Raw genomic sequence first — 20,901 nt, forward strand, 5'->3', positions numbered from 1 at the left:
AAGAGGTGTAATAATATGTAAATGAGAAAGATCGTAAATATAAAAAGGCCTCGGAAAAATGCCCGAGGTCTCAGTAAGTTGTTTAAAGAACTAGAAAAGATTCTGTTAACTATTCTAAATGTTTATTCTGACCAAACACTTTGAATAGCTGAAATAACTTGTGCACGCTGGTCTTCGTTTGTCAAAGTAGCTTCTCCGTCGCCAGATTGAAATCCGTAATCACCAAAGCCACTGTGATTTCCTCCAAGAATTTCAACGAAACTAGTATGCGGAGGCAAGAGTGCTTTTGCACTGGCAAAGGCTTCCCAATTTAACACTTTATCATTTGAAGCAGTGATTGAAAGGACAAGGAATTGGGCATCGGCTAAATTAATACTTACATCTGGATAACTCGCTAGTAGAATTAATCCAGCGATTTCTGTGTCTTCAGATAGAGTAGCAGCATTTCGTGCAGCTATGACACCACCAAGTGAATGGCCCATAAAGATAACGTGTGTTAAATCATTTTCTTTAATGATATCTAAACCGCGATTTGTGGCAAGAACCGCTAAATTCAGTGGGGTATCTATTAAATAAACTGTAAACCCCTCATTAGCTAATGCTGAAGCAAGTGGCGCATAAGCTTCACTTTCGACAAAGCCACCCTGATAGAAAATGATGTTTTTTCCGTTAGCATTCTGTGGATGGAATATTAAGGTATCTTCTTGTAATTCAGCGACAGTGGCACTTTCTAGAGCAGTTTCACTAGCAGAATATGTTAATGACCGAATGGCAACAACACAGATAATTGTAAAAGTTCCTAATATTGTTAATAATACTTTTAACCATTTTTTCACACAGTATGCCCCCTATAATCTTATGATAATAGATTATAACATAATAAAAAGCTCACTTAATCTTTTTTACAGCGATTAAGTGAGCTTTATTTTTAGAATTCGTCTTGATTTAGGTAAGCAAGTGCGTATTGTGCATATAGTTCAGCACCGACTTTCAGGCTTTCCTCATCAACATTAAAGCGCGCATGATGGTGAGGGAAGTCAGAACCTTTGGCTTCGTTACGCGTACCAACGGTCGCGAAAGCACCTGGAATATAATTATTATATTCGCCAAAATCTTCGCCACCCATAGTAGGAGGTAAGTGGCCAACAGAAGTTTCGCCAAAAGCGGCTTTTGAAATACTTTGAACTAATTCAGCGCTACATTTTTCGTTAATGACTGGATCTAACAGACGCTCATACTCAAAGTTGACCTTTCCACCATACATTGCTGCTGTTCTTTCAGCATAACGTTTCATTTCTGTCTCAACGATATCACGTGTTGCTGCATCAAATGTTCGAACTGTTCCTTCAATTTTAGCGTTCTCAGCAATAATATTGAAACGGTCACCAGCATCAACTTTTCCGATGGTTAAAACTGCTGCTTCCATTGGATCAGTGGCGCGCGAAATAATAGTTTGAACATGTGCAATGTATTGAGAAACCATTACGACTGCATCTTTTGTCATGTGTGGTTGAGCTGCGTGACCACCTGAACCTTGGAAATGGACTTGGAAACGGTCGGTAGCAGCAAAACTTGGCCCAGGTTCGCAATTGACTAAACCGGCTTCATCAACCGCCCAAATATGGATACCAAAAGCATTATCTACACCTTCAAGTACGCCTTGTTGAACCATTAATTTAGCACCTTTTGCAATTTCTTCTGCAGGTTGGAATATAAAGCGAACGGTTCCTCTAATTTGGTCTTTTTCTGCTAATAAAGCACGTAGAGCCATCATTAACATTGAAACGTGCGCGTCGTGACCGCAAGCATGCATCTTACCTTCTATAGTCGATTTATACTCTAAATGATCATTTAACTCATTGATGGATAAGGCATCCATATCCGCACGCAATAAGACTGTTTTTCCAGGTTGAGGACCTTTAATTTCAGTCATTACGCCTGTAGGATCCATTAGTCGATACTCTAAACCTAACTCATCTAATTTGCTTGCAATATAGCGCGTGGTTTCAAATTCTTCTAAGGATAATTCGGGGTGTTGATGAAGATAACGACGCATTTCAATCATTTCAGCTTCGTGTTCTTCAATAAATTGTTTAATTGTCTGATTCATAGTTGTATCCTTTCTAAGGTAATTGATTAAAATTTATCTTGTTCTAGATAGCTAAGGGCATACTGTGCATATAATTCTGCTCCGTATTTCAAAGCTTCTTCGTCAACATTAAAGCGATCGTGATGATGGGGGAAATCGGTTTCCTTAACAGTATTACGACAGCCAACAGTGGCAAAGGCACCCGGAATATCTTTCATATAATAACCGAAATCTTCTGCGCCCATTGTAGGAGCATCATGGTAAATAAACTCTTTACCAAAAGCTTTTTCAGTCACTTCTTGTACAAGTTTAGCACTACCTTCGTGATTATCTACGGCTTCAGTCATATAAATATACTCAAAATCAACAGTACCATGATACATTGCAGCAACTTGTTCCGCAAAATGTTTCATTTGTTTCTCAACTATAGAACGAGTTTCGTTATTAAATGTCCGTACAGTTCCTTCTAAGAATGCATTCTCAGCAATAATGTTAAAACGGTCACCTGACTCAAATTTTCCAATTGTTAATACGGCAGGTGAAAGAGGATCAACTGATCGGGATACAATCGATTGGACATTATTAACATATTCGGCAGCCATCACGACAGAATCATGTGTCATATGCGGTTGGGCAGCGTGTCCACCTTTGCCTTTAAAGTGAACTTTAAAGATGTCAGCACTTGCGAATGAAGGACCTGGATCACAAGCGACTAAACCAGTCTCATTTACCGTCCAAATATGAATACCAAACACATTATCTACGCCTTCTAAGATGCCTTGTTCAACCATTTTTTTAGCGCCAGATGCGATTTCTTCGGCTGGTTGGAAGATAAAACGTACGGTCCCTTTGATTTGTTCTTGAACACTTAATAATGCTTTTAAAGCTGTTAAAAGCATGGATGTATGTGCATCATGTCCGCAAGCATGCATTTTACCGGAATTAATTGAACAGTAATCTAGATGGTCGTTTAATTCTTCAATCGATAAGGCGTCCATATCTGCTCTCAATAAAACTGTTTTACCAGGTTTAGCTCCCACAATTTCAGCGAGTACGCCAGTAGGTTCCATTAAACGATAGTTAACGTCAAGTTTATCTAACTGATCGGCGATATATTTGGTTGTTTCAAATTCTTCAAATGATAACTCAGGATGTTGATGGAAATAACGACGCGTTTCGATTAGATCATTTTCATGTTCCAAAATATAATTTTTAATCAATGTATTCATAAAATCCTCCTTATGATAGAAAAAACTTATCAATAATTTAAAAAAATGACTTAATGATAAGACTAATAGTAGTATAAATGAAAATTATATGAAAAAAAACAAACTGTATGATAAAATAATTAGAAATAAGAGTATGATGACAGATCTTTATACTTTTGCTATCGTCATATTTGCCTTTACTTTTGCGAATTTGTTAGAGCTTAACTCTAAAAGTGTTATTTCAATGTTGTTTCGGAATCAGTCATCTATTTAATAGCTTTTGGTTAGGTTTACCGTTTGCTATCTTTGGAGATTTAACTTTATTAGCTATGGACGGTATGTTTATTCCTATTCTTATTGCCCATGGCGGTACAATGCTAAATATTAAGGAATTAATTCAACAAAGGCACACTATTGTGATTGTTTTATCGGCATAACCCATTTAAATCGTTAATAAAGGAGAGTTTGTTAATTATGGTAATGGGCTGTTAGTTTAATTTATTAATTTTAAATTGCTTAGCATAGCTTTATTAGGTTATTTGTTAGCTAATCAGAGTGTTTTTAAGACGGTAGTGAATTTACAGAATTCAAAGAAGGAACTCTCATAAAAAAGCAATAATTTTAACTATTTTTTAATTTAATTATTGACATTGAATAATCTAGATGTTAAGCTTCTAATTAACTTTATAAGAAAAGCATAGAGTAAGAGAGTAAAAGTTTAGAAATGTTACAGCGAGGTAGGGATGATGGAAGCCTACTACAAAGCAAACTTTGAACCGCACTTACGAGTAAATTAGTGAAAGACAATAGCTAATTTCGCTGAACAAGCAGCGTTAACAAATTAAAGTGAATCTAGAAACTGGATTAATTTGAGTGGTACCGCGGATATCAAGTCCGTCTCTTATGTTCTTTGAACATGGAGACGGCTTTTTTTGTTATCAGTGGTTATCTCTTTAACCTTTGTTTATTCACATGTGTGCTGCATTTGATTTCAAAATGGATACGCTGTTTGGTTAAATCAGTCATGTCAGTTGCTAATTGAAGTTTAAATCAAAGGAACAATCTATGATAAAACAGAAGAAGCTATACAAATCTTAAACGAATGTCAATTTAGTTATTTATAAATTAAATAGTATAAAAATCTATGAAAAAGCTAGTAAGTTATGGATATCTTTAGCGAGGTAGAGAAGGTGAAAGTCTACTGTTGGAAATAACTGAATCGTACTTTGGAGATGTTTCGACGGAAATCGAAGCCGCTAAATCAGCGTTACGATTGAGAGTGAACGGACTTATTGTCTCGTTAAATAGAGTGGTACCGCGGAAAAAAATCCGTCTCTGTGTTTGTTAAGTCAAGCATAGAGACGGATTTTTTGTAATATAAGGGATTATAAGTTTTATGTTGATTGACCAAGTTTTGTACTTCGTTCCGCTTGGTGATCCCCAATGCATTGGTCACCAGCAAAGTATTCACAATCATTCGGGCAACAATCATAACATTTATTTTCTTTAGTAGTAGTCGCTCGCAGTTTAAGTTAATTTCAGCACTAACGCTTTGACTTTATGTATAAGGTTAGAGGTTAAATAAATTAAAAAAAGGTGGAATCATGATGGTAAACGATATTAAGAAGGCAGAAGTTTTAATTGAAAGTTTAGGTTATATCAAACGATTTCATAATAAAGTCGTTGTGATTAAATACGGTGGTCATGCGATGATTAGCCCCGAACTCAGAGAACAAGTGATCAGTGATATTGTGTGGTTGAAGTATGTTGGAATGAAGCCAGTCATCGTTCATGGTGGTGGACCCGAAATAAATCGCTTATTAGAGATAAAAGGCATTGATACACATTTTATTGACGGTTTACGCGTGACGACACCCGAAATAATGGAAAATATTGAGATGGTACTTACAGGTAGTGTTTCACCAGCATTGGCGACTCTTTTTAATACAAATGACGTCCCTACAGTAAGTGTGAGTGGAAAAGATAATAAGATTATCGAAGCGACGATTCGTTCCGAATCATTAGGTTTAGTAGGACAAGTAACGCAAGTCAACACAGCTTATTTAAAACATGTGATTGAGGGAGGGTTTCTACCAGTTATTTCACCCATTGCTTACGGACCAGATGGACAAAGTTTGAATATTAATTCAGATGAAGCAGCCTGTCATATAGCCCGCGCCTTGGGAGCAGAGAAAATGATTTTATTAACGGATGTTTCGGGCGTTTATCAAGATTTCCATGATCCACACACACTGATTAGCCATTTAACCCCATCCTCTATTAAAGATGCCATAAAAACCGGCTTTATTTCGGGTGGTATGATTCCTAAACTAGAGTGTTGTTTATCAGCCCTAGAGGGAGGCGTAGAGGCTTGCCATATTATTAATGGCACTCAAAAGCATTCCTTAATTTTAGAATTATTCACCAAACATGGAATCGGCACGATGATAACCGAAGAATTACAATAAGAGGAGAAGACATATGATAAAAGTAAGTATATTAGGTGCGACTGGCTATACAGGGAGTGAACTACTACGTTTGCTTATTTTGAGATCAGATATTGAATTCAAATATTTAACTTCAACCCGATTGGTTGGACAAGCAGTTTCGAACTATTACCCTCATTTAAAGAATTTATGTAGCTTGGTTTTTACAGAATATGTAGCTGAGAAAGTTTTAGGAGAAAGTGATGTAGTATTTGTCTGTTTGCCTCATGGACACGCTATGACAATTGCCAAACAAGCCAAACAATACCCGGTAAAAGTGATCGATTTAAGTCCAGACTTCCGCTTAGATGATGTAGCAGTATACGAAGAATACTACGAGGTCAATCAAACAGCAAGTGATCTATTGCCATCAGCAGTTTATGGTCTGACTGAATACAACCGTAAACAGATTCAGTCTGCTGACTTATTAGCGAACCCCGGTTGTTTTGTTACGAGTGCTCTGTTAGGTTTACTGCCTGTAATGGGAAGGTCTTATATCAATCCTAAAAGCATTATCATTGATGCGAAATCAGGTGTGAGTGGGGCCGGAAAAAGTGCAACGGTAGCGAATCTATTTGCAGAGTTACAAGGAAACTTTAAAGCATATAACGTACTGAGGCACCGTCATATTCCTGAGATTGAACAAGAATTACAAAAATTCTCACTTGATCCAGTGCAAGTACAATTCACACCGCATTTATTACCAATCGAAAGAGGCATTTTTACCACAATTTATATTGACTTGAAAGAAGATGTTTCGGAAGCTGAATTACGAGAACTTTTTCAGCAACAATACGTTAATGAAAAATTTGTGCATCTATTAGATAAAGGCCAGTTACCCGAAATGAAAATGATTCGCGGAACAAACAATTGTTTGGTTCAGGTACAAGTCGATAAAAGAACTCATCGCTTAATCATTTTGGTCGTTTTAGATAACTTAATCAAGGGTGCATCTGGTCAAGCTATACAGAATATGAATTTGATGTTTGGCTTGGATGAACAAACAGGATTAAACTTAATGCCTTTAACCCCTTAATAAACAGACAAAATACTTGAAAAATCAAAGAAAGAGGACGTTCAATGAAAAAATTAAACGGTGGCGTTTGCGCTTTAGAAGATGTATTAGCTTCTGGATTACATGCAGGCTTCAAACAACAGAAAAAAGACTTAGGGCTATTGTACTTTCCTAAAGGAGTCAAAGTAGCAGGAGTATTCACTAAGAATGCGATTCAATCACATCATATCAAGTATGATCAAGCCTTGTTAAGACAAAATCATTCCTTCAAAGCGATTCTGACGAATAGTGGGAATGCGAACACATGTAATGGTGTTGTCGGAGATGAAACAGTCCTTCAAATGGTGAATACTTTAGCTAGAACGCTTAAAATTCAAGCAGATGAGGTGCTTGTTTGCTCAACAGGTGTTATTGGAGTACCGATGAATTTGAATGACTTTGATAAGAAATGCGCTCGCTTAGTATGCCAATTAACGAAGGAAGATTCACTATCTGCAGTGGAAGCTATGATGACGACAGATACTTTTGCGAAACAATTAGCGTATGAATTTAAAGTAGGAAATAAAACCGTTAAAATAGCAGGAATGACAAAAGGTGCTGGGATGATTCACCCTAACTTAGGCACTATGTTAGCTTATCTTGTAACGGATGCTGATTTAGAACAAGCTCAATTACACAGTCTATTGAAAGATGTTGTAGGCGACAGTTTTAACTGTTTAACGGTAGATGGCGATACAAGTCCCAATGATACAGTTTTTCTAGCGTCAACCGGTAAAGTGAAGATTACTTGGAATGATGAGACGTTGGCTGATTTTTACAAGGGTTTATTAGAACTCAGCCAAGAGCTGACCCGTTTAATGGCTAAAGATGGAGAAGGTGCAACGAAATTTGTAGAAGTTATCGTTAAATGCGCTCAAACTCATGCTGATGCACTTAAGATTGCGAAGGGAGTTGCAACTTCCAATTTGGTTAAAACGGCGCTATATGGTCAAGATGCTAATTGGGGGCGAATTATTTCCGCAATCGGGCAAAGTCAGCCAGAATACTTACAAGCAGATAAGATTGCGATTGCTTTTGAGTCCGAAGCAGGCTATGTGCAAGTGTGTAAGCATGGTGTAGGTTTACCGTTCGATGAAACACAAGCATTAGCTGTAATGAGTGAACAGAGTGTGACGATTATTATTGATTTAGGTTTAGGAGTTAGCAATAGTAAAGTATGGACCTGTGATATGTCCTTAGATTACATAAAAATAAATGCAGATTATCGTAGTTAAGCGAAAGGAGAGAACAATATGTCAGAGCAATCAGAATGGACAAAGCGAGGGCAGCAAGTTTTGATGAATACTTACCAGCGTGGTGAAAGAGTGTTCACCCACGGTAAAGGTGCTTGGATTACCAACGCTGAGGGGCAAGAATTTTTAGATTTTGTTTCGGGGATTGCAACGAATGTACTAGGACACGCTGATTCAGGATTAGCACAAGCAATTTCTCAGCAAGCACAAACTTTAATTCATACATCGAATTTATATTGGAATCAACCCGCAATTGAGCTAGCAGAAGCACTTGTCAAATTATCAAATTTAGACAAAACTTTCTTTGCTAATTCAGGCACAGAAGCGAATGAAGGCGCGATAAAACTAGCGAGAAAATGGGGACAAGCAACTAAAGGAGAAGCGGCCACAGATATTATTACAATGGAACATTCTTTTCATGGACGAACCTTTGCGGCCTTAACCGCAACAGGACAACCCGAAATGCACCAGAATATTGGCCCGATGTTGAGTGGATTTAAATATGTTCCGTTTAATGATGTGACCGCCCTAAAGTCAACTATTAACCAGAATACTTGTGCTATCTTGGTAGAAATTATCCAAGGAGAAGGTGGTATTAATATCATCGCGCCTGATTTCATTAATGCGCTCATAGAAATCCAACAGAAACACAATGTATTGATTATTATTGATGAAATTCAAACAGGAATGGGCCGCACCGGCACCCTATTTGCTTACCAAAACACGGTCTTAAAACCAGATATCATCACATTAGCTAAAGGTTTAGGCGGTGGATTTCCAATTGGTGCAATCTTAGCCAAAGAAAGTATTGCTCAATATTTTGATATTGGTTCGCATGGAACGACTTTTGGAGGTAATCCTTTAGCAACAGCTGCTGGAAAATATATAGTTGAAGAAATTCAAGAAAAAGATTTACTAGCAAATGTCCAGCAAAAACACGATTATTTAATGCAACAGCTCAAGCTATTACAAACACAAACTAATATCATCAAGGACATTCGAGGTTGGGGGCTTTTGCTTGGACTTGAACTGGATGTGCCTGTAGCCGATGTAATCCAATCAGCTTATACCAATGGCTTGCTAGTCACAAGCTCTAAACACAATGTCCTAAGGCTATTACCCCCTTTAAATGTTAATACGACAGAGATAGATGTATTTATTGAGCGTCTTGCAAAAACATTGAGCCAATTAAATTAATAGGCCAAATATTAACCCCCACAAATTACTCTAAAAAGAGCTTTTGTGGGGGTTAAGCGATTAATCAAACAAAGGTAGTTCTTCTAAAAATTGAATATCTGTTCGTTTAGCTGCATCACCTTCAGCGAGTAGAGCGAGCTGATCTACAACAATGGCACCAGCTTCTTCAGCTAATTGTTTTAAGGCAGCAAGCGAATCGCCAGTGCTGATGACATCATCAATTAAAATAACTTTTTTGCCTTTTAATTCTGCTGCATCTTTACCGTCCAATACTAATTGTTGAGATGCTTGCGTTGTAATACTCAACACTTCGGTAATGAGTGGATTATCCATATAAGCTTTAACTGATTTTCTTGCGACATAAAACTTAGGATGGTTAAATTCTTGGGCAATACATTGAACGAGTGGAATACCTTTTGCTTCTGCGGTTAAAAAGTAATCAAACTCCGTATTAATTTTGTCTGCTAATGCTTCAGCACCTAAAACTGCTAATTCAGTGTCACCTAGTAGCACAAATGATGCGATGGCTAAATTTTCAGACAAGCGAACAATCGGTAGAGAACGCTTTAGACCTGCAATCGTTAAGTCGAATGTTTTCATTTATAAACTCACTCCTAATAATGGTAATAAAAATTTCACGACAACGCCAGCTAACATTCCGAAAAATGGATCAAAGAAATAGCTAACAATCATTGTAATACCGGTTGTCATAGGGTCAATATCTGATCCAGAAGAAAAGTTTGACGGAACCGTTACGATTGCACCTAAAACAAATAAGAAGCCTGCGATTGATTCCATAGGGACGAATTTACCTAATTTAGGTAAAACACCGAAGAATAGTAGTAAAGCCATCAAAGTCATCATCAAGACACCAGAGAACACTGGATTAGGGGCACTACCTGTTGCTGAAATAATCGACTCTAAAGGTGCGCCTCCAAATAAACTTGTAATAAAATCAGCGACTGAACTAACGACAGTCAATACATCCACATCTACAGGGTTTGTATCGGAACCGGTCATGCTCCCAGTAATCATTCCGAAAGAAATATTTGAACCGATATTTAAACATGCTAGCGCTAAAGCGCCACGTAGAATTTTCCAATTAAGTCCAAGCGGTTTAACAAAGCTCAATTTGTTTTCTGCAACATCTCCTACTAAGTCAAATGTTTGCTTTTTATAAAACGAAGAATAGAAGGTTGCTAGCCCAACAGAAGCAACGATTGTATAAACTAAATCATGGGTAAAGATATAGACAATAAGGGCGGTGAAAAACGAAATAATTCCAACATCGCGATTGCTTCGAGCCATATCAATCGCCGCTTTAGCTAAAATAAGCCCCACACCTGCCATCATACCAGAAGTGATTTCTACTCCGATAAAGCCAACAAGTTTATCCATTAAACCGAAAAGACCAATAATAGTCATAATAATTGCTGCATAAAAAATTAAGGAAACTCGTTCTCTTTTATTATCACCCATTGTGCCGGCTACAGTAATTGTTTCGACTTGAAAAGAAACGGGTGCAACCGATCCAGTTACAGCATTTGCAATGGCTGAGAAGGCAAAACCTAAACCAGTTGGAAAAGCTGCAAACCCGAACGATAAGGCAAGGATTCCTTGTGGGATTCCGTTAATAACTACTCCGATTGCTGCCAATATATCTTGAATATAATCCAATGTATCCACTCCAATTTAAAATATTTTATATAAATACTATAAAGTAAAAGAGTGCTATAAACAAAACGGAAAGTAAACATTAATTGTCAATGTTAAGTTAATGTTCGTTTTTTTGTGAGCGTAAAATTTTTATATAGATTTACCAAGCTTTATATTTCGATCTGCTTGCTATTTTACAAGGTGATGATTGCTTTCAAAGCCTCACCTAAGTTCGTGCTTTTCAAGTTTAACCGGATAGACTCTAAGAATGAAATTGCGTTTCTCATAGTCAGATCAAACTATTTTATTAGTAGCGATGGATTGCCTTTTTACTGCTTTGGAAAGCTCTTATAGTTAACTACGTGAGGTAGTTCTACTAAAAGTCATAAGTTGCTTTTAATGTGTCGACTGTTAAATTGAGTTGACACATTAAGTCACCCAATGTGTCGACTCAGATTCTGAGTTAGCATGTTAGAGTCTTATAAATCAATATAATGATAAAAATTACAAATAAAACGATGGACCTGGTTATGAATCTCCAGTTCAGTTTAATTTAGACAAGTGAAATTTGTCCGAAATCTTCCTAAAAGGTGATTTATGTTTGAGGCAGAATAATCAGACTGTGTTCAAAAATGTTTTATATTTATTTAGTGTCCTTACGTTATAATGTGGCATATTTTTCAATTTAACTATAATACGTATCGTACTCGAAAGACTTTTTGAAGAAGGGTAAAGGGCAATTCAACTATGCTAATTGAGCTTACAATGAATTATTGTGAGATTTTGAAAGCTATATTAACCAAATTGCTGAGTGAAGCATTTTAGTTGGTAAATAAGAATGTTAACATGAATTCCCTTGTAATATGAAAAAATCCCCACCAACTTTACTTTGCGTAAAGAAAGAGGGGATTTACATAACTTATTTTGTTTAATTATTTAACCATTCATCTACTTTGTCACGGTTTTGGTCAATCCAATCTTGTGCAGCTTGTTTTTCTGTTATTCCATTCTCCATTGCTAAGGTTACACTCTCCATATCCTCAACTGTCCAATGGAAATTATCAAGAATACGGTAAGCTTCTGGCATTTCCTCAGCTAAACCAAGTCGTGCCAATGTATGAATTTGTTCTGATTCTCCGTAAACATTCTCTGGATCTTCTAAGAACTTTAAATCATAGCGTTGGAACTTCCAATGCGGAGTCCATCCCGTGATGACAATTTCTTCTTCGTTAGTGATTGCCTCATCTAATAAAGCTAACATCGCACCAGTTGAAGGTGTATCAAGTTTCCAATTACTAATATTAGAGTAAACGTCTTGAGCAAGCTCTGTTTGGATTATAATACCTGCACCAGGTTCAATACCGACAATTGTTTGCCCAGCTTGATTAGTTAAATCTTCGATCGAATCGATATCCATATAAGTTGGAACAACAAGACCACTTTTGGCACCCTCTAAATTAGGTCCTAAATCTTCAACCTGATGTTCATATTCACTAAGAATAGAACCATGAGTGATTGGTAACCAGGCTGCCGTCATTGCATCAGACTCACCGGATGCGAGTGATTCATACATAATCGCATTATCTACAGAAACTAGATTGACATTAAAACCAGCTTCTTCTAATACTAAGGAAATAACAGTTGTTGAAGCTACTTCGGTATCCCAAGGATTATGAACTAATTGAACTGTCTCACCTTGATTCGCTTCGGAGAATTCAGTTTGGCTAATGCTATAAATTAATTCACTGACTAAAACCACTATTAGAATAAGAGGCAAAATCATATTTAAATATTTCTTTTTCATAAATACTCCCTCCTACTTGTTAGTGTCTTTATTAACGCTTTGTAAGATACGGTCAATAATAATGGCCATAATTACTAAAGCGAAACCAGAAACAAATCCAGAGCCTACATTACCTCTTTGCAGAGCCGTTAGAACATCTGTACCTAAACCTGGCGCACCAATCATAGAGGCAGTTACAACCATAGATAGGGCAAGTAAAACTGTTTGATTAGTTCCAGCCATAATCGTTGATTTAGCATTAGGCAATTCAACTTTTACCAGTTTTTGCCAACCAGTACTACCAAATGCATCTGCTGCTTCAACTAAATCTTCAGGCACTTGACGGATTCCTAAGTTTGTAAAACGAACGATAGGTGGTAGGGCGAAAATAACAGAAGCAAATACTCCAGGCACCATACCTGTACCGAAAAATGAAACAGCCGGAATTAGGTATACAAAAGCGGGCATCGTTTGCATGAAATCAAGTGCAGGTTGAAGTATTTTTTCAACTAAAGAACTCTTAGCCATTGTTATACCTAATGGAATACCAATTACAATTGAAATAATACTCGCCGCAATAATTAGTGTTAAGGTATTAAGCATATTGTTCCATAAACCTTGGTTATGAATGTACATTAAACCGACACCTGAGAAAAAGGCTAAACCAAATCGTCTGTCAGTTACCCAGTATGCGATTAATACAATTAATATAATGAAGACTAGTGGTGGAATATACTGCAGTAAAGCAGTAGTACCTTCCATTAATTGAGTTCCGAAATTTTTAAGATTATCAAAAATAAAACTTAAGTTAACAGTTAACCACTCAATTAATTGTGACATCCATTGTGAGACTGGTAAGTTGGGTAGAAAATCCAATAGACTACTCATTGTTATCAGACTCCTTTCCATTGTTAGTATCATTGCCATCATAATCACTGGTCATTGCACCAATCACATTGCTTCTTACAATTACCCCTTCGATTTTACCGTCTTTATCAGTAACAGCTACAGGCGTCTCTGATTCGTGAATCACATCGAATAAATCATCGATAAGTACACCCGAAGAAACCTCTGGCACATCACTTTGAATGGCACTTGAAATAGTATCATGGTCATTGTCATGAAGTTTTTCTACCTCTTCATGAGTCACATAACCGACTAACTGTTGTTGGTCATCGACAACTAGAATATTACTCATGCCTTCATCTTCCATCATCTGTAGAGCCACTGAAGGTTTTTCCATAACTTGAGTGACAGCAGTTGGCTCTTCCATAATATGTTCAGCTGTGTATACTTTTGTGCGGTCGATATCCTCAACAAAGCGAGTCACATATTCATTTGCTGGGTTAGATAGGATTTCTTCACCAGTACCAATTTGGACAACTTCTCCATCTTTCATGATAGCGATACGGCCACCTAGTCGGAGCGATTCATTCAAATCATGTGTAATGAAGATAATCGTTTTATTCATCGTTTTCTGCATCTCTAATAGTTCATCCTGCATATCTCGACGAATTAATGGATCAAGCGCAGAGAAAGCCTCATCCATCAATAAGATATCAGGATCGTTAGCAAGTGCTCTTGCTAAACCTACACGTTGTTGCATACCACCTGATAACTGATCAGGATATTGATCCTTATAAGCGATTAAGCCAGCATTCTCTAATGCTTGTTCAGCTTTTGCGCGTCGTTCATTCGGTGTAACTCCTTGTACTTCTAAACCGTACTCTGTATTTTCAAGAATTGTACGATGTGGGAAAAGGGCAAAGTTTTGAAAGACCATACTAATTTTCTTACGTCTAACATCACGTAAAGCTTTTGGTTTCATATCAGTTATATTGACACCATCTATATAAATATCACCACTACTTGGTTCTACTAAACGATTTAACATTCTGACTAATGAAGATTTACCACTTCCTGAAAGACCCATGATAACAAAGATTTCGCCTTCATTCACTTCAAAACTGGCTTGGTTTACACCAATCGTAGAGCCAGTAAGTTCCAATACTTCCTCTTTGCTCTTTCCAGCACTCATTAGCTCTAATGCTTTAGATTCATTTTTTCCATAAATTTTTGTTAATTTTTCGACTTTTAATTTAGTCACGTTTTACCTCATTTCTTGTGATTGACTAACCACAATTTATGTATGCTACCTTAACACACCTAGAAACCACTGTAAAACCAAATATATCTATTTTTCACAAAGTTTTCTATTGTTGACGTTTCCAATCAGCTAGCTAATAAAATTTTAAGAAATTGATAAGAATTTGATTAATGACACTCATAAAATAGTAAAATTGCTTTTTAACTAAAATAATAAGTTTTTTAAAGTGAAAATATTTATTCAATTAGATCGCTATTTTGAAGAGAATATTATGAAATATTTAGTAAAAAAAAACCTCCAACAATCTTTCGAGAGCAGGAGGTTACAGATTAATGTTTCAATTTTAATTGAACTAGAGTGCCTTTGTGTGCATCAAGTTTCACTTCGGTAATTTGGTCGCCTATTTCATTTGCAAGTTCAACTTTCCAGACCGTACGTTCGCGTACTCGATCTAGTTCCCACTGAAAAGGGTGCTGTAGCTCAGAGTGTTGCAAGGCTAGTTGATTGATATCTGTAAGTGGTAAAAGATTCGTAATATTCAATGCTTTTTTATTGAGTTTTTCTGACTCATTTGGTTTTAAAAATTTCTGACGTTCTTTTAGGATAGCGCCATTTGCAGCATTGATTTCAAAGGTATAGCGATTGGTATCATCAAAACCAACAAATTCGTACTTCAAGAAAGGACCTTCAAATTCTAATTGTAATTTTAATAACTGCGAATTAGGATATTTAGTAAAGTATTGATCTAATACTTCGGCTAACGGTAAGATATTACGTTCTTGTTCAAAGGTTAGCATTGGGCTCACTCCTTTCTATCTTATTCTCAAGTATATTATAGCATAATAAGCAAGCATTTACAATGCAAATTGAACAGTAAATATAATGATAAAATGTACTAAATTGGGTAATAATTAATAAATTATTTATAAATAATAGAAGTATTCATCTAAAGCTTCTGATATAATGAATCGGCTTAGAAAAAGAAAGTAGGAAATTATGAATTATATATCATTTGACTCATTTAAGTTGAGTCCAGAAATCAGTCAAGCTTTGACGAGTTTACGTTATTTTAAACCAACTAAGGTTCAGGAAGAAGTTATACCATTAGCTTTAGAAAATCAGGATATTATCGTAGAATCACAAACAGGTAGTGGTAAGACGATTGCTTTTGGTGTGCCATTATGCGAAGCGGTTCAATGGGAAGAAAATAAGCCGCAAGCTTTAATTCTTGTACCTACACGCGAATTAGCCTTGCAAATCAAAACTGAAATTATGAATGTCGGTAGATTAAAAAGAATAAAAGTAACGGCTGTTTTTGGAAAGTCTTCTTTTAAAACTCAAAAATCTGAATTGAAACAGAAAAGTCATATTGTAGTCGGAACGCCTGGTCGTATTCTAGATCATTTAAAAGAGGGAACGCTTGATGTTAGTAAAGTTTCTAGCTTAATTTTAGATGAAGCGGATGAGATGTTAAATATGGGATTTATCGAGCAAGTTGAAGCGATAATTGACGAATTACCTAAAAATCGTCAGACGATGCTATTCTCAGCTACAATGCCTTCTGAAGTAGAACGTTTAGCAACCTTTTATATGAAGTCAGACCGTCACTCTGTTAGAATTGCTCAAACTGCTGCCAACACTCCTAAAATCATGCATTCACATTTAAATGTACGCGATGCAAATAAAGAACAATTATTATTAGATTTATTAACCGTCGAAAATCCTGATGCGTGTATCATTTTCTGTAATACTAAAGATGAAGTGAACAAGATCGACGAGTACTTAGCAAAAGCCGGTCTACCAATAGATAAATTACATGGTGGCATGAATCAAGATGACCGTTTGGCTGTGTTGTCAGATTTCCGTTCGGGCAAAATTCGTTATTTGGTTGCGACTGATGTTGCAGCTCGCGGGATCGATATTGACAATGTGACACATGTGATTAACTATGATGTGCCTTATGAAAAAGAAAACTTTACGCATCGTATTGGCCGTACTGGTAGAGCTGGTAAAACGGGTTTTGCTCTAACTTTAATTAGCGAAAACGATCAAAGACGTTGGAGTGAAGTTCAAGAATATGCTTTTAGTGGAGAAAAAGATACGAATGAAATTTATTCACCAAATGAACGTTCAGTAAAACGCGCAAAAGAAGCTTTTGATAAGAAAAATCAAACGCGCATTGTTCGTAAGAACACTCGTGCTAAAGAATTAGATAAAGATATTACCAAAATATACTTTAATGGCGGCAAGAAGAAAAAATTAAGAGCTGTTGATTTTGTTGGAACACTTACTAATATCCCTAATATTAATGCAGAAGACATTGGAATCATCACAATCCAAGAAAATGTAACTTATGTTGAAGTATTAAATGGTAAAGGAGCCTATATTATCCAACAAATGCAAAACAGAACGATAAAAGGTAAAGCTTTAAAAGTCCATAAAGCCAGAAAATAGTAAATAAACAGACTCCTTATGACGTATCATTAGCTCTGCGTTTTAAGGAGTATTTTGGCATAGGGTAATTGATGACAGATGTAAATAGAACTAATTTTGTTTATCAGTTATAGTTAAGTTAATTACTATTTTGGAGGTAATTATGAGAACATTTATCTTACTGGGTTTACTTTTGATTCTATTTCTACTGCTTATATTCGTGCTAATACGCAAAATACGTCCTTGGTGGAAAAAACTATTGAGTCTCGTAATTCTTTTGATAGGAATATTCTTTACCGGTTTTATGTATGTATTCCCAGTTTATACAGCTGTTGAATCGACAGGTAATTATTCAGTGATTACGGATAGTGTTTATGTTGTGAATGAAACGCAAATAACCGCTTTAACAACTTCAGGTAACGAACGCGAAATCCCTGTAAAATTATGGTTTCCAGAAGCTAATACATCAGCCAAAATACCGCTTATAATTTTCTCTCATGGGTCATTTGGTATCGCAGATTCGAATGAATCTCTATTTCTAGAACTAGCGTCACACGGCTATGCGGTTGCTAGTTTGGACCACCCGTATCATTCTTTTGTGACCACCTTATCGGATGGAACTTCAGTTCAGGTCGACATGGCTTTCATGCAGTCAGTATTGGGTGCACAAGGATCGGATGATTTAGAAACTTCGCTAGAATTATTCATTGAATGGCAAGCAATAAGAGTGGAAGATCTCAACGCATTTGTGGACCATTTATTGGCAGATAATATTGAAGGTTTAAACGTAGATAATATTGATACTGAGCAGTTAATTCTAGCTGGTCATTCGCTGGGTGGGTCAGCAGTTTTAGATTTGGGACGAATGAGATCAGATGATTTTGTTGCGGTGATTGCTTTAGAAGCACCATTCTTCGGAGATATAGTCGGAATAGAAGACGAGGAATTTGTTTTCGAAAACGAGGAATATCCTTTACCTATTTTGCACATTTATTCGGATGCTTTATGGGGTAAATTAGATGCGATTACTACTTATGAAATGAACTCTCGACATTTAGACAATTCTGCTAAATTTGTGAATGTTCATATTGAAGGAAGTGGTCATATTGGTTTAACTGATTTATCACTCGTTTCACCAATTTTAACGAATTTGTTAGATGGAGGCCTTAATACAAAAGATCCCACTCAAAAATTAAAGGAAATTAATGTATATACCTTAGGATTCTTAAACGATGTGTTAAACTAAATCAAAAGATTTCGTAAGTTAAACATTACCATAAGAAAAATAGGAGGGATTAAATGCAAATCGCTTTAACGCAAAAATTAGCGACCGGAAGTGGCAAAACATTGTCGCCTGCTCAAGAAAATGTTCATCCATTATTCGACTGGACTGCTAATTGGGTGAAAGTATGGGCCAACAGTCGTACGGAGGATATGTTGATTGTATTGAATAATTCAACACGCTTTGTTGTGGCGATATATCCGATAAAAAAGAAAGAATTGAAGCAGATGGACAGCATTATAAAAGATGCGATTGCAAACACATTATTACGTATTAATGTAAATCCAGAATTGGTAACTGCTTATATGGAACAAATCGATTCCTTTACTTATGTAAAAAATTCTAATCGTAAAATTAGTGGTTACTTGACACAGGCAGCTAATGAAGTAGTTTATGAAGTTTATGATGTATTTGATGGAATTAAGGCAAGTGGTCATGTGATTGATGATACAGTTGGTTACCGTTTCAACTATTTAGTCGTCAATGGACCTGGCGGATCAAGTAATCCTGTTTGTCCTTATGAAACATTTCTAGCGGCCTTATCAAGTCATTATGGAATTCAAGCTTACAACTATCAAGCTTTAGAGCTATTGGTCACATTAGATTTAGGCATTTACCAGGCTGTTAGACGATTAATAGTGCCAGCACAATACACGTTTGCTCAATTACATGATGTATTACAATCTGCTTTTAGTTGGAAAAATTCACACCTACATGACTTTTCGTTTTATTTAAAAAAATCAGCTAAAAATAAATATAAACGACCTGATTTATCCTTAGTTATGCCTGCCATTTATGAAGGTTATGGAGAGGTAATCGATAAGCAGCAGGTTTCAGATTATCTGTCTAAATACAAACAAGTTTATTACACGTATGATTTTGGTGACAATTGGCAACACGAAATTAAGCTAGTCAGAACAATTGAAAATTATCACCAAGAATCACCTTACCTATTAGAAGCCATTGGGCAAACACCGCCTGAAGATGTAGGAGGAGTTCCAGGTTTTATTGAATTTTCTCAAATACTTGCAGATTCAAATCATCCTGAATATCAATCTACAGAAAAATGGGCTGGCTATTGGCGTCCAGTATTAAATGACTGGGAAAAAAGACCGCGCATGATTAGACTGTAATGAACGAATGATACTAAACTTGTATAACCCTCCTTGCAAAAATAGCAAGGAGGGTTATTGTTTTATACTGTAAGAAATTATAGGTTTTATGCTGATTTACTCTAGGGATTTTAACGATAATCTAGGGTCTTCTACTTTTTATCGTGTTCGAAATCTCCAAACTGGAACACGACTCGCTGTCTATCATGCTCCAGTTTTGGAAACTGAGACGTGATTCCGAGCTTTTTCATAATATAATGAATTATAAATTTAACGATAGTTTAATAGCGAAGAGCAAGCGGTATGTCAATTGGTGTGCCCGACAGACAAGATTTCAAAGGTTTGCGGTGCTTATATAATCATCGTGAATGACACCGCAAAAGTAAGTGACCTCAGCAATTAAATGATTAAATATTTATACTTAAATGATCGACAAATATTTTGAGATAAATTTACTAAATATAATGTCAATCTAGAGGAACCTTTGGTAAACTTGTGTTGGTTGCGTTTTCAAATTTGGGTTGTGAACTTTACGGTTGATAGTTTCGCAATGCAGTCTATCACAATAATCAATCAACTAATTACTAAGAGGTTTAGGTCATGAAGCACCTAACTATGAATGATATCACCATTACAAGTAAATTTTGACAGAATTATCGACACTTAATTTCAGATACAGTTTTACCTTATCAATGGTCAGTTATGAATGATGAAGCAGATGTTAAATTGGCAGGAGCAATGGGAACATTGGCACATTCTAAAAACAGTCATGTTATCGAAAATTTGAAAATTGCAGCAGGTTTAAGTGAAGGGAACTTTTCAGGTTATCCTTTCCAAGACACTGATGCTTATAAATGGTTAGAAGCTGCAGCATATACTTTAAATTATCAAGATAACGATGAATTACGTTTGATTACAGATGAACTGATCAATTTAATTTCAGAGGCTCAAGAAGACGACGGATATTTGGTTTCTTATTTCCAAATTGAAGCACCTGAAAGAAGATTTATGAGACTGCAACAATCTCATGAACATTATACGATGGGGCACTATATCGAAGCAGGCGTTGCCTATTATCAAGTAACCGGTAACCAGAAGGCGTTAGATATCGCGATTAGAATGGCTGACTGTATAGCGAATAATTTTGGCGAAGCAGAAGGAAAGATTGATGGCTATGATGGTAATCCTGAGATTGAAATTGCATTAGCGCGATTATGAAGTAACACAAAAAGAAAGTTATA

The 20,901-nt window shown here is 36.2% G+C and carries 15 protein-coding genes, 1 pseudogene and 2 other annotated features; of the genes and pseudogenes, 8 read left to right on the forward strand and 8 right to left on the reverse strand.

Translation table 11 applies throughout. From position 1 onward, the window contains the following. Positions 1–122 precede the first annotated feature (122 nt). The 3 genes from GF867_RS11025 to GF867_RS11035 form a co-directional block, all read right to left on the reverse strand. On the reverse strand, positions 123–836 hold the full coding sequence (locus GF867_RS11025; protein WP_153833166.1) for an alpha/beta fold hydrolase: 714 nt from the start codon (positions 834–836) through the stop codon (positions 123–125). A 92-nt stretch (positions 837–928) separates the two neighbouring features. After that, positions 929–2,110, reverse strand: a complete 1,182-nt coding sequence (locus GF867_RS11030) for an amidohydrolase (RefSeq protein ID WP_153833167.1) — start codon at positions 2,108–2,110, stop codon at positions 929–931. A 26-nt stretch (positions 2,111–2,136) separates the two neighbouring features. Then, positions 2,137–3,318 carry an amidohydrolase gene (locus GF867_RS11035; protein ID WP_153833168.1) on the reverse strand — a complete coding sequence of 394 codons (1,182 nt, stop codon included), beginning with the start codon at positions 3,316–3,318 and terminating at the stop codon, positions 2,137–2,139. A 668-nt stretch (positions 3,319–3,986) separates the two neighbouring features. After that, positions 3,987–4,202: a binding site (T-box leader), on the forward strand. A gap of 230 nt (positions 4,203–4,432) precedes the next feature. Then, positions 4,433–4,637 (forward strand) — a binding site (T-box leader). A 267-nt stretch (positions 4,638–4,904) separates the two neighbouring features. Here GF867_RS11035 and argB point away from each other — a divergent pair. From argB to GF867_RS11055, 4 genes are read left to right on the forward strand one after another with little or no spacing between them, the layout of a single operon-like run. Then, the gene (gene argB, locus GF867_RS11040) at positions 4,905–5,765 is read left to right on the forward strand and encodes an acetylglutamate kinase (RefSeq protein WP_153833169.1); all 861 of its coding nucleotides are present in this window, start codon (positions 4,905–4,907) and stop codon (positions 5,763–5,765) included. A 13-nt stretch (positions 5,766–5,778) separates the two neighbouring features. Then, complete coding sequence (gene argC / locus GF867_RS11045; protein ID WP_153833170.1) at positions 5,779–6,819, forward strand: N-acetyl-gamma-glutamyl-phosphate reductase; 1,041 nt, start codon at positions 5,779–5,781, stop codon at positions 6,817–6,819. A 44-nt stretch (positions 6,820–6,863) separates the two neighbouring features. Next, complete coding sequence (argJ, locus tag GF867_RS11050; protein WP_153833171.1) at positions 6,864–8,072, forward strand: bifunctional glutamate N-acetyltransferase/amino-acid acetyltransferase ArgJ; 1,209 nt, start codon at positions 6,864–6,866, stop codon at positions 8,070–8,072. An 18-nt stretch (positions 8,073–8,090) separates the two neighbouring features. After that, a complete protein-coding gene (locus tag GF867_RS11055) occupies positions 8,091–9,287 on the forward strand; it encodes an aspartate aminotransferase family protein (RefSeq protein WP_153833172.1) in 1,197 nt (398 codons plus the stop codon). Between the two features lie 60 nt (positions 9,288–9,347). Here the strand turns inward: GF867_RS11055 and GF867_RS11060 are convergent, their stop codons facing one another. The 5 genes and pseudogenes from GF867_RS11060 to GF867_RS11085 all read right to left on the reverse strand — a co-directional run bounded on the left by GF867_RS11060 (position 9,348) and on the right by GF867_RS11085 (position 15,630). After that, positions 9,348–9,887, reverse strand: coding sequence for a phosphoribosyltransferase family protein (locus tag GF867_RS11060; protein ID WP_138404466.1), 540 nt, complete (start codon positions 9,885–9,887; stop codon positions 9,348–9,350). After that, positions 9,888–10,964, reverse strand: a complete 1,077-nt coding sequence (locus GF867_RS11065) for an NCS2 family permease (protein ID WP_153833173.1) — start codon at positions 10,962–10,964, stop codon at positions 9,888–9,890. A gap of 907 nt (positions 10,965–11,871) precedes the next feature. After that, positions 11,872–13,614, reverse strand: a pseudogene (locus tag GF867_RS13745) (ABC transporter permease/substrate binding protein). Further along, positions 13,607–14,833, reverse strand: coding sequence for a quaternary amine ABC transporter ATP-binding protein (locus GF867_RS11080; RefSeq protein WP_366927821.1), 1,227 nt, complete (start codon positions 14,831–14,833; stop codon positions 13,607–13,609). The pseudogene GF867_RS13745 and the gene GF867_RS11080 overlap by 8 nt, the downstream one beginning before the upstream one ends. 329 nt (positions 14,834–15,162) lie before the next feature. Then, positions 15,163–15,630, reverse strand: coding sequence for a PepSY domain-containing protein (locus GF867_RS11085; RefSeq protein WP_153833176.1), 468 nt, complete (start codon positions 15,628–15,630; stop codon positions 15,163–15,165). A gap of 199 nt (positions 15,631–15,829) precedes the next feature. Here GF867_RS11085 and GF867_RS11090 point away from each other — a divergent pair, with 199 nt between their 5' ends. The 4 genes from GF867_RS11090 (at position 15,830) to GF867_RS14095 (ending at position 20,878) form a co-directional block, all read left to right on the forward strand. Beyond that, on the forward strand, positions 15,830–17,287 hold the full coding sequence (locus GF867_RS11090) for a DEAD/DEAH box helicase (RefSeq protein ID WP_153833177.1): 1,458 nt from the start codon (positions 15,830–15,832) through the stop codon (positions 17,285–17,287). Between the two features lie 142 nt (positions 17,288–17,429). Continuing rightward, positions 17,430–18,512 (forward strand): alpha/beta hydrolase family protein, encoded by a 1,083-nt coding sequence (locus GF867_RS11095; protein WP_153833178.1) that lies wholly within the window; start codon positions 17,430–17,432, stop codon positions 18,510–18,512. A gap of 53 nt (positions 18,513–18,565) precedes the next feature. Next, entirely contained in the window at positions 18,566–19,681 is a 1,116-nt protein-coding gene (locus tag GF867_RS11100; RefSeq protein ID WP_153833179.1) for a plasmid pRiA4b ORF-3 family protein, read from the forward strand. Between the two features lie 681 nt (positions 19,682–20,362). After that, positions 20,363–20,878: a beta-L-arabinofuranosidase domain-containing protein gene (locus tag GF867_RS14095; protein ID WP_253940810.1), complete on the forward strand. Its 516-nt coding sequence runs from the start codon at positions 20,363–20,365 to the stop codon at positions 20,876–20,878. Positions 20,879–20,901: the final 23 nt, after the last annotated feature.

The organism is Fundicoccus ignavus (genome assembly GCF_009659375.1).
Classification (GTDB): domain Bacteria; phylum Bacillota; class Bacilli; order Lactobacillales; family Aerococcaceae; genus Fundicoccus; species Fundicoccus ignavus.

Excerpts from the sequence above, each read along its gene's own strand:
- GF867_RS11030 (WP_153833167.1), bottom strand. The coding sequence starts at position 2,110 with ATGAATCAGACAATTAAACAATTTATTGAAGAACACGAAGCTGAAATG.
- GF867_RS11035 (WP_153833168.1), bottom strand. The coding sequence starts at position 3,318 with ATGAATACATTGATTAAAAATTATATTTTGGAACATGAAAATGATCTA.
- argB (WP_153833169.1), top strand. The coding sequence starts at position 4,905 with ATGGTAAACGATATTAAGAAGGCAGAAGTTTTAATTGAAAGTTTAGGT.
- argC (WP_153833170.1), top strand. The coding sequence starts at position 5,779 with ATGATAAAAGTAAGTATATTAGGTGCGACTGGCTATACAGGGAGTGAA.
- argJ (WP_153833171.1), top strand. The coding sequence starts at position 6,864 with ATGAAAAAATTAAACGGTGGCGTTTGCGCTTTAGAAGATGTATTAGCT.
- GF867_RS11055 (WP_153833172.1), top strand. The coding sequence starts at position 8,091 with ATGTCAGAGCAATCAGAATGGACAAAGCGAGGGCAGCAAGTTTTGATG.
- GF867_RS11060 (WP_138404466.1), bottom strand. The coding sequence starts at position 9,887 with ATGAAAACATTCGACTTAACGATTGCAGGTCTAAAGCGTTCTCTACCG.
- GF867_RS11085 (WP_153833176.1), bottom strand. The coding sequence starts at position 15,630 with ATGCTAACCTTTGAACAAGAACGTAATATCTTACCGTTAGCCGAAGTA.
- GF867_RS11090 (WP_153833177.1), top strand. The coding sequence starts at position 15,830 with ATGAATTATATATCATTTGACTCATTTAAGTTGAGTCCAGAAATCAGT.
- GF867_RS11095 (WP_153833178.1), top strand. The coding sequence starts at position 17,430 with ATGAGAACATTTATCTTACTGGGTTTACTTTTGATTCTATTTCTACTG.
- GF867_RS11100 (WP_153833179.1), top strand. The coding sequence starts at position 18,566 with ATGCAAATCGCTTTAACGCAAAAATTAGCGACCGGAAGTGGCAAAACA.
- GF867_RS14095 (WP_253940810.1), top strand. The coding sequence starts at position 20,363 with ATGAATGATGAAGCAGATGTTAAATTGGCAGGAGCAATGGGAACATTG.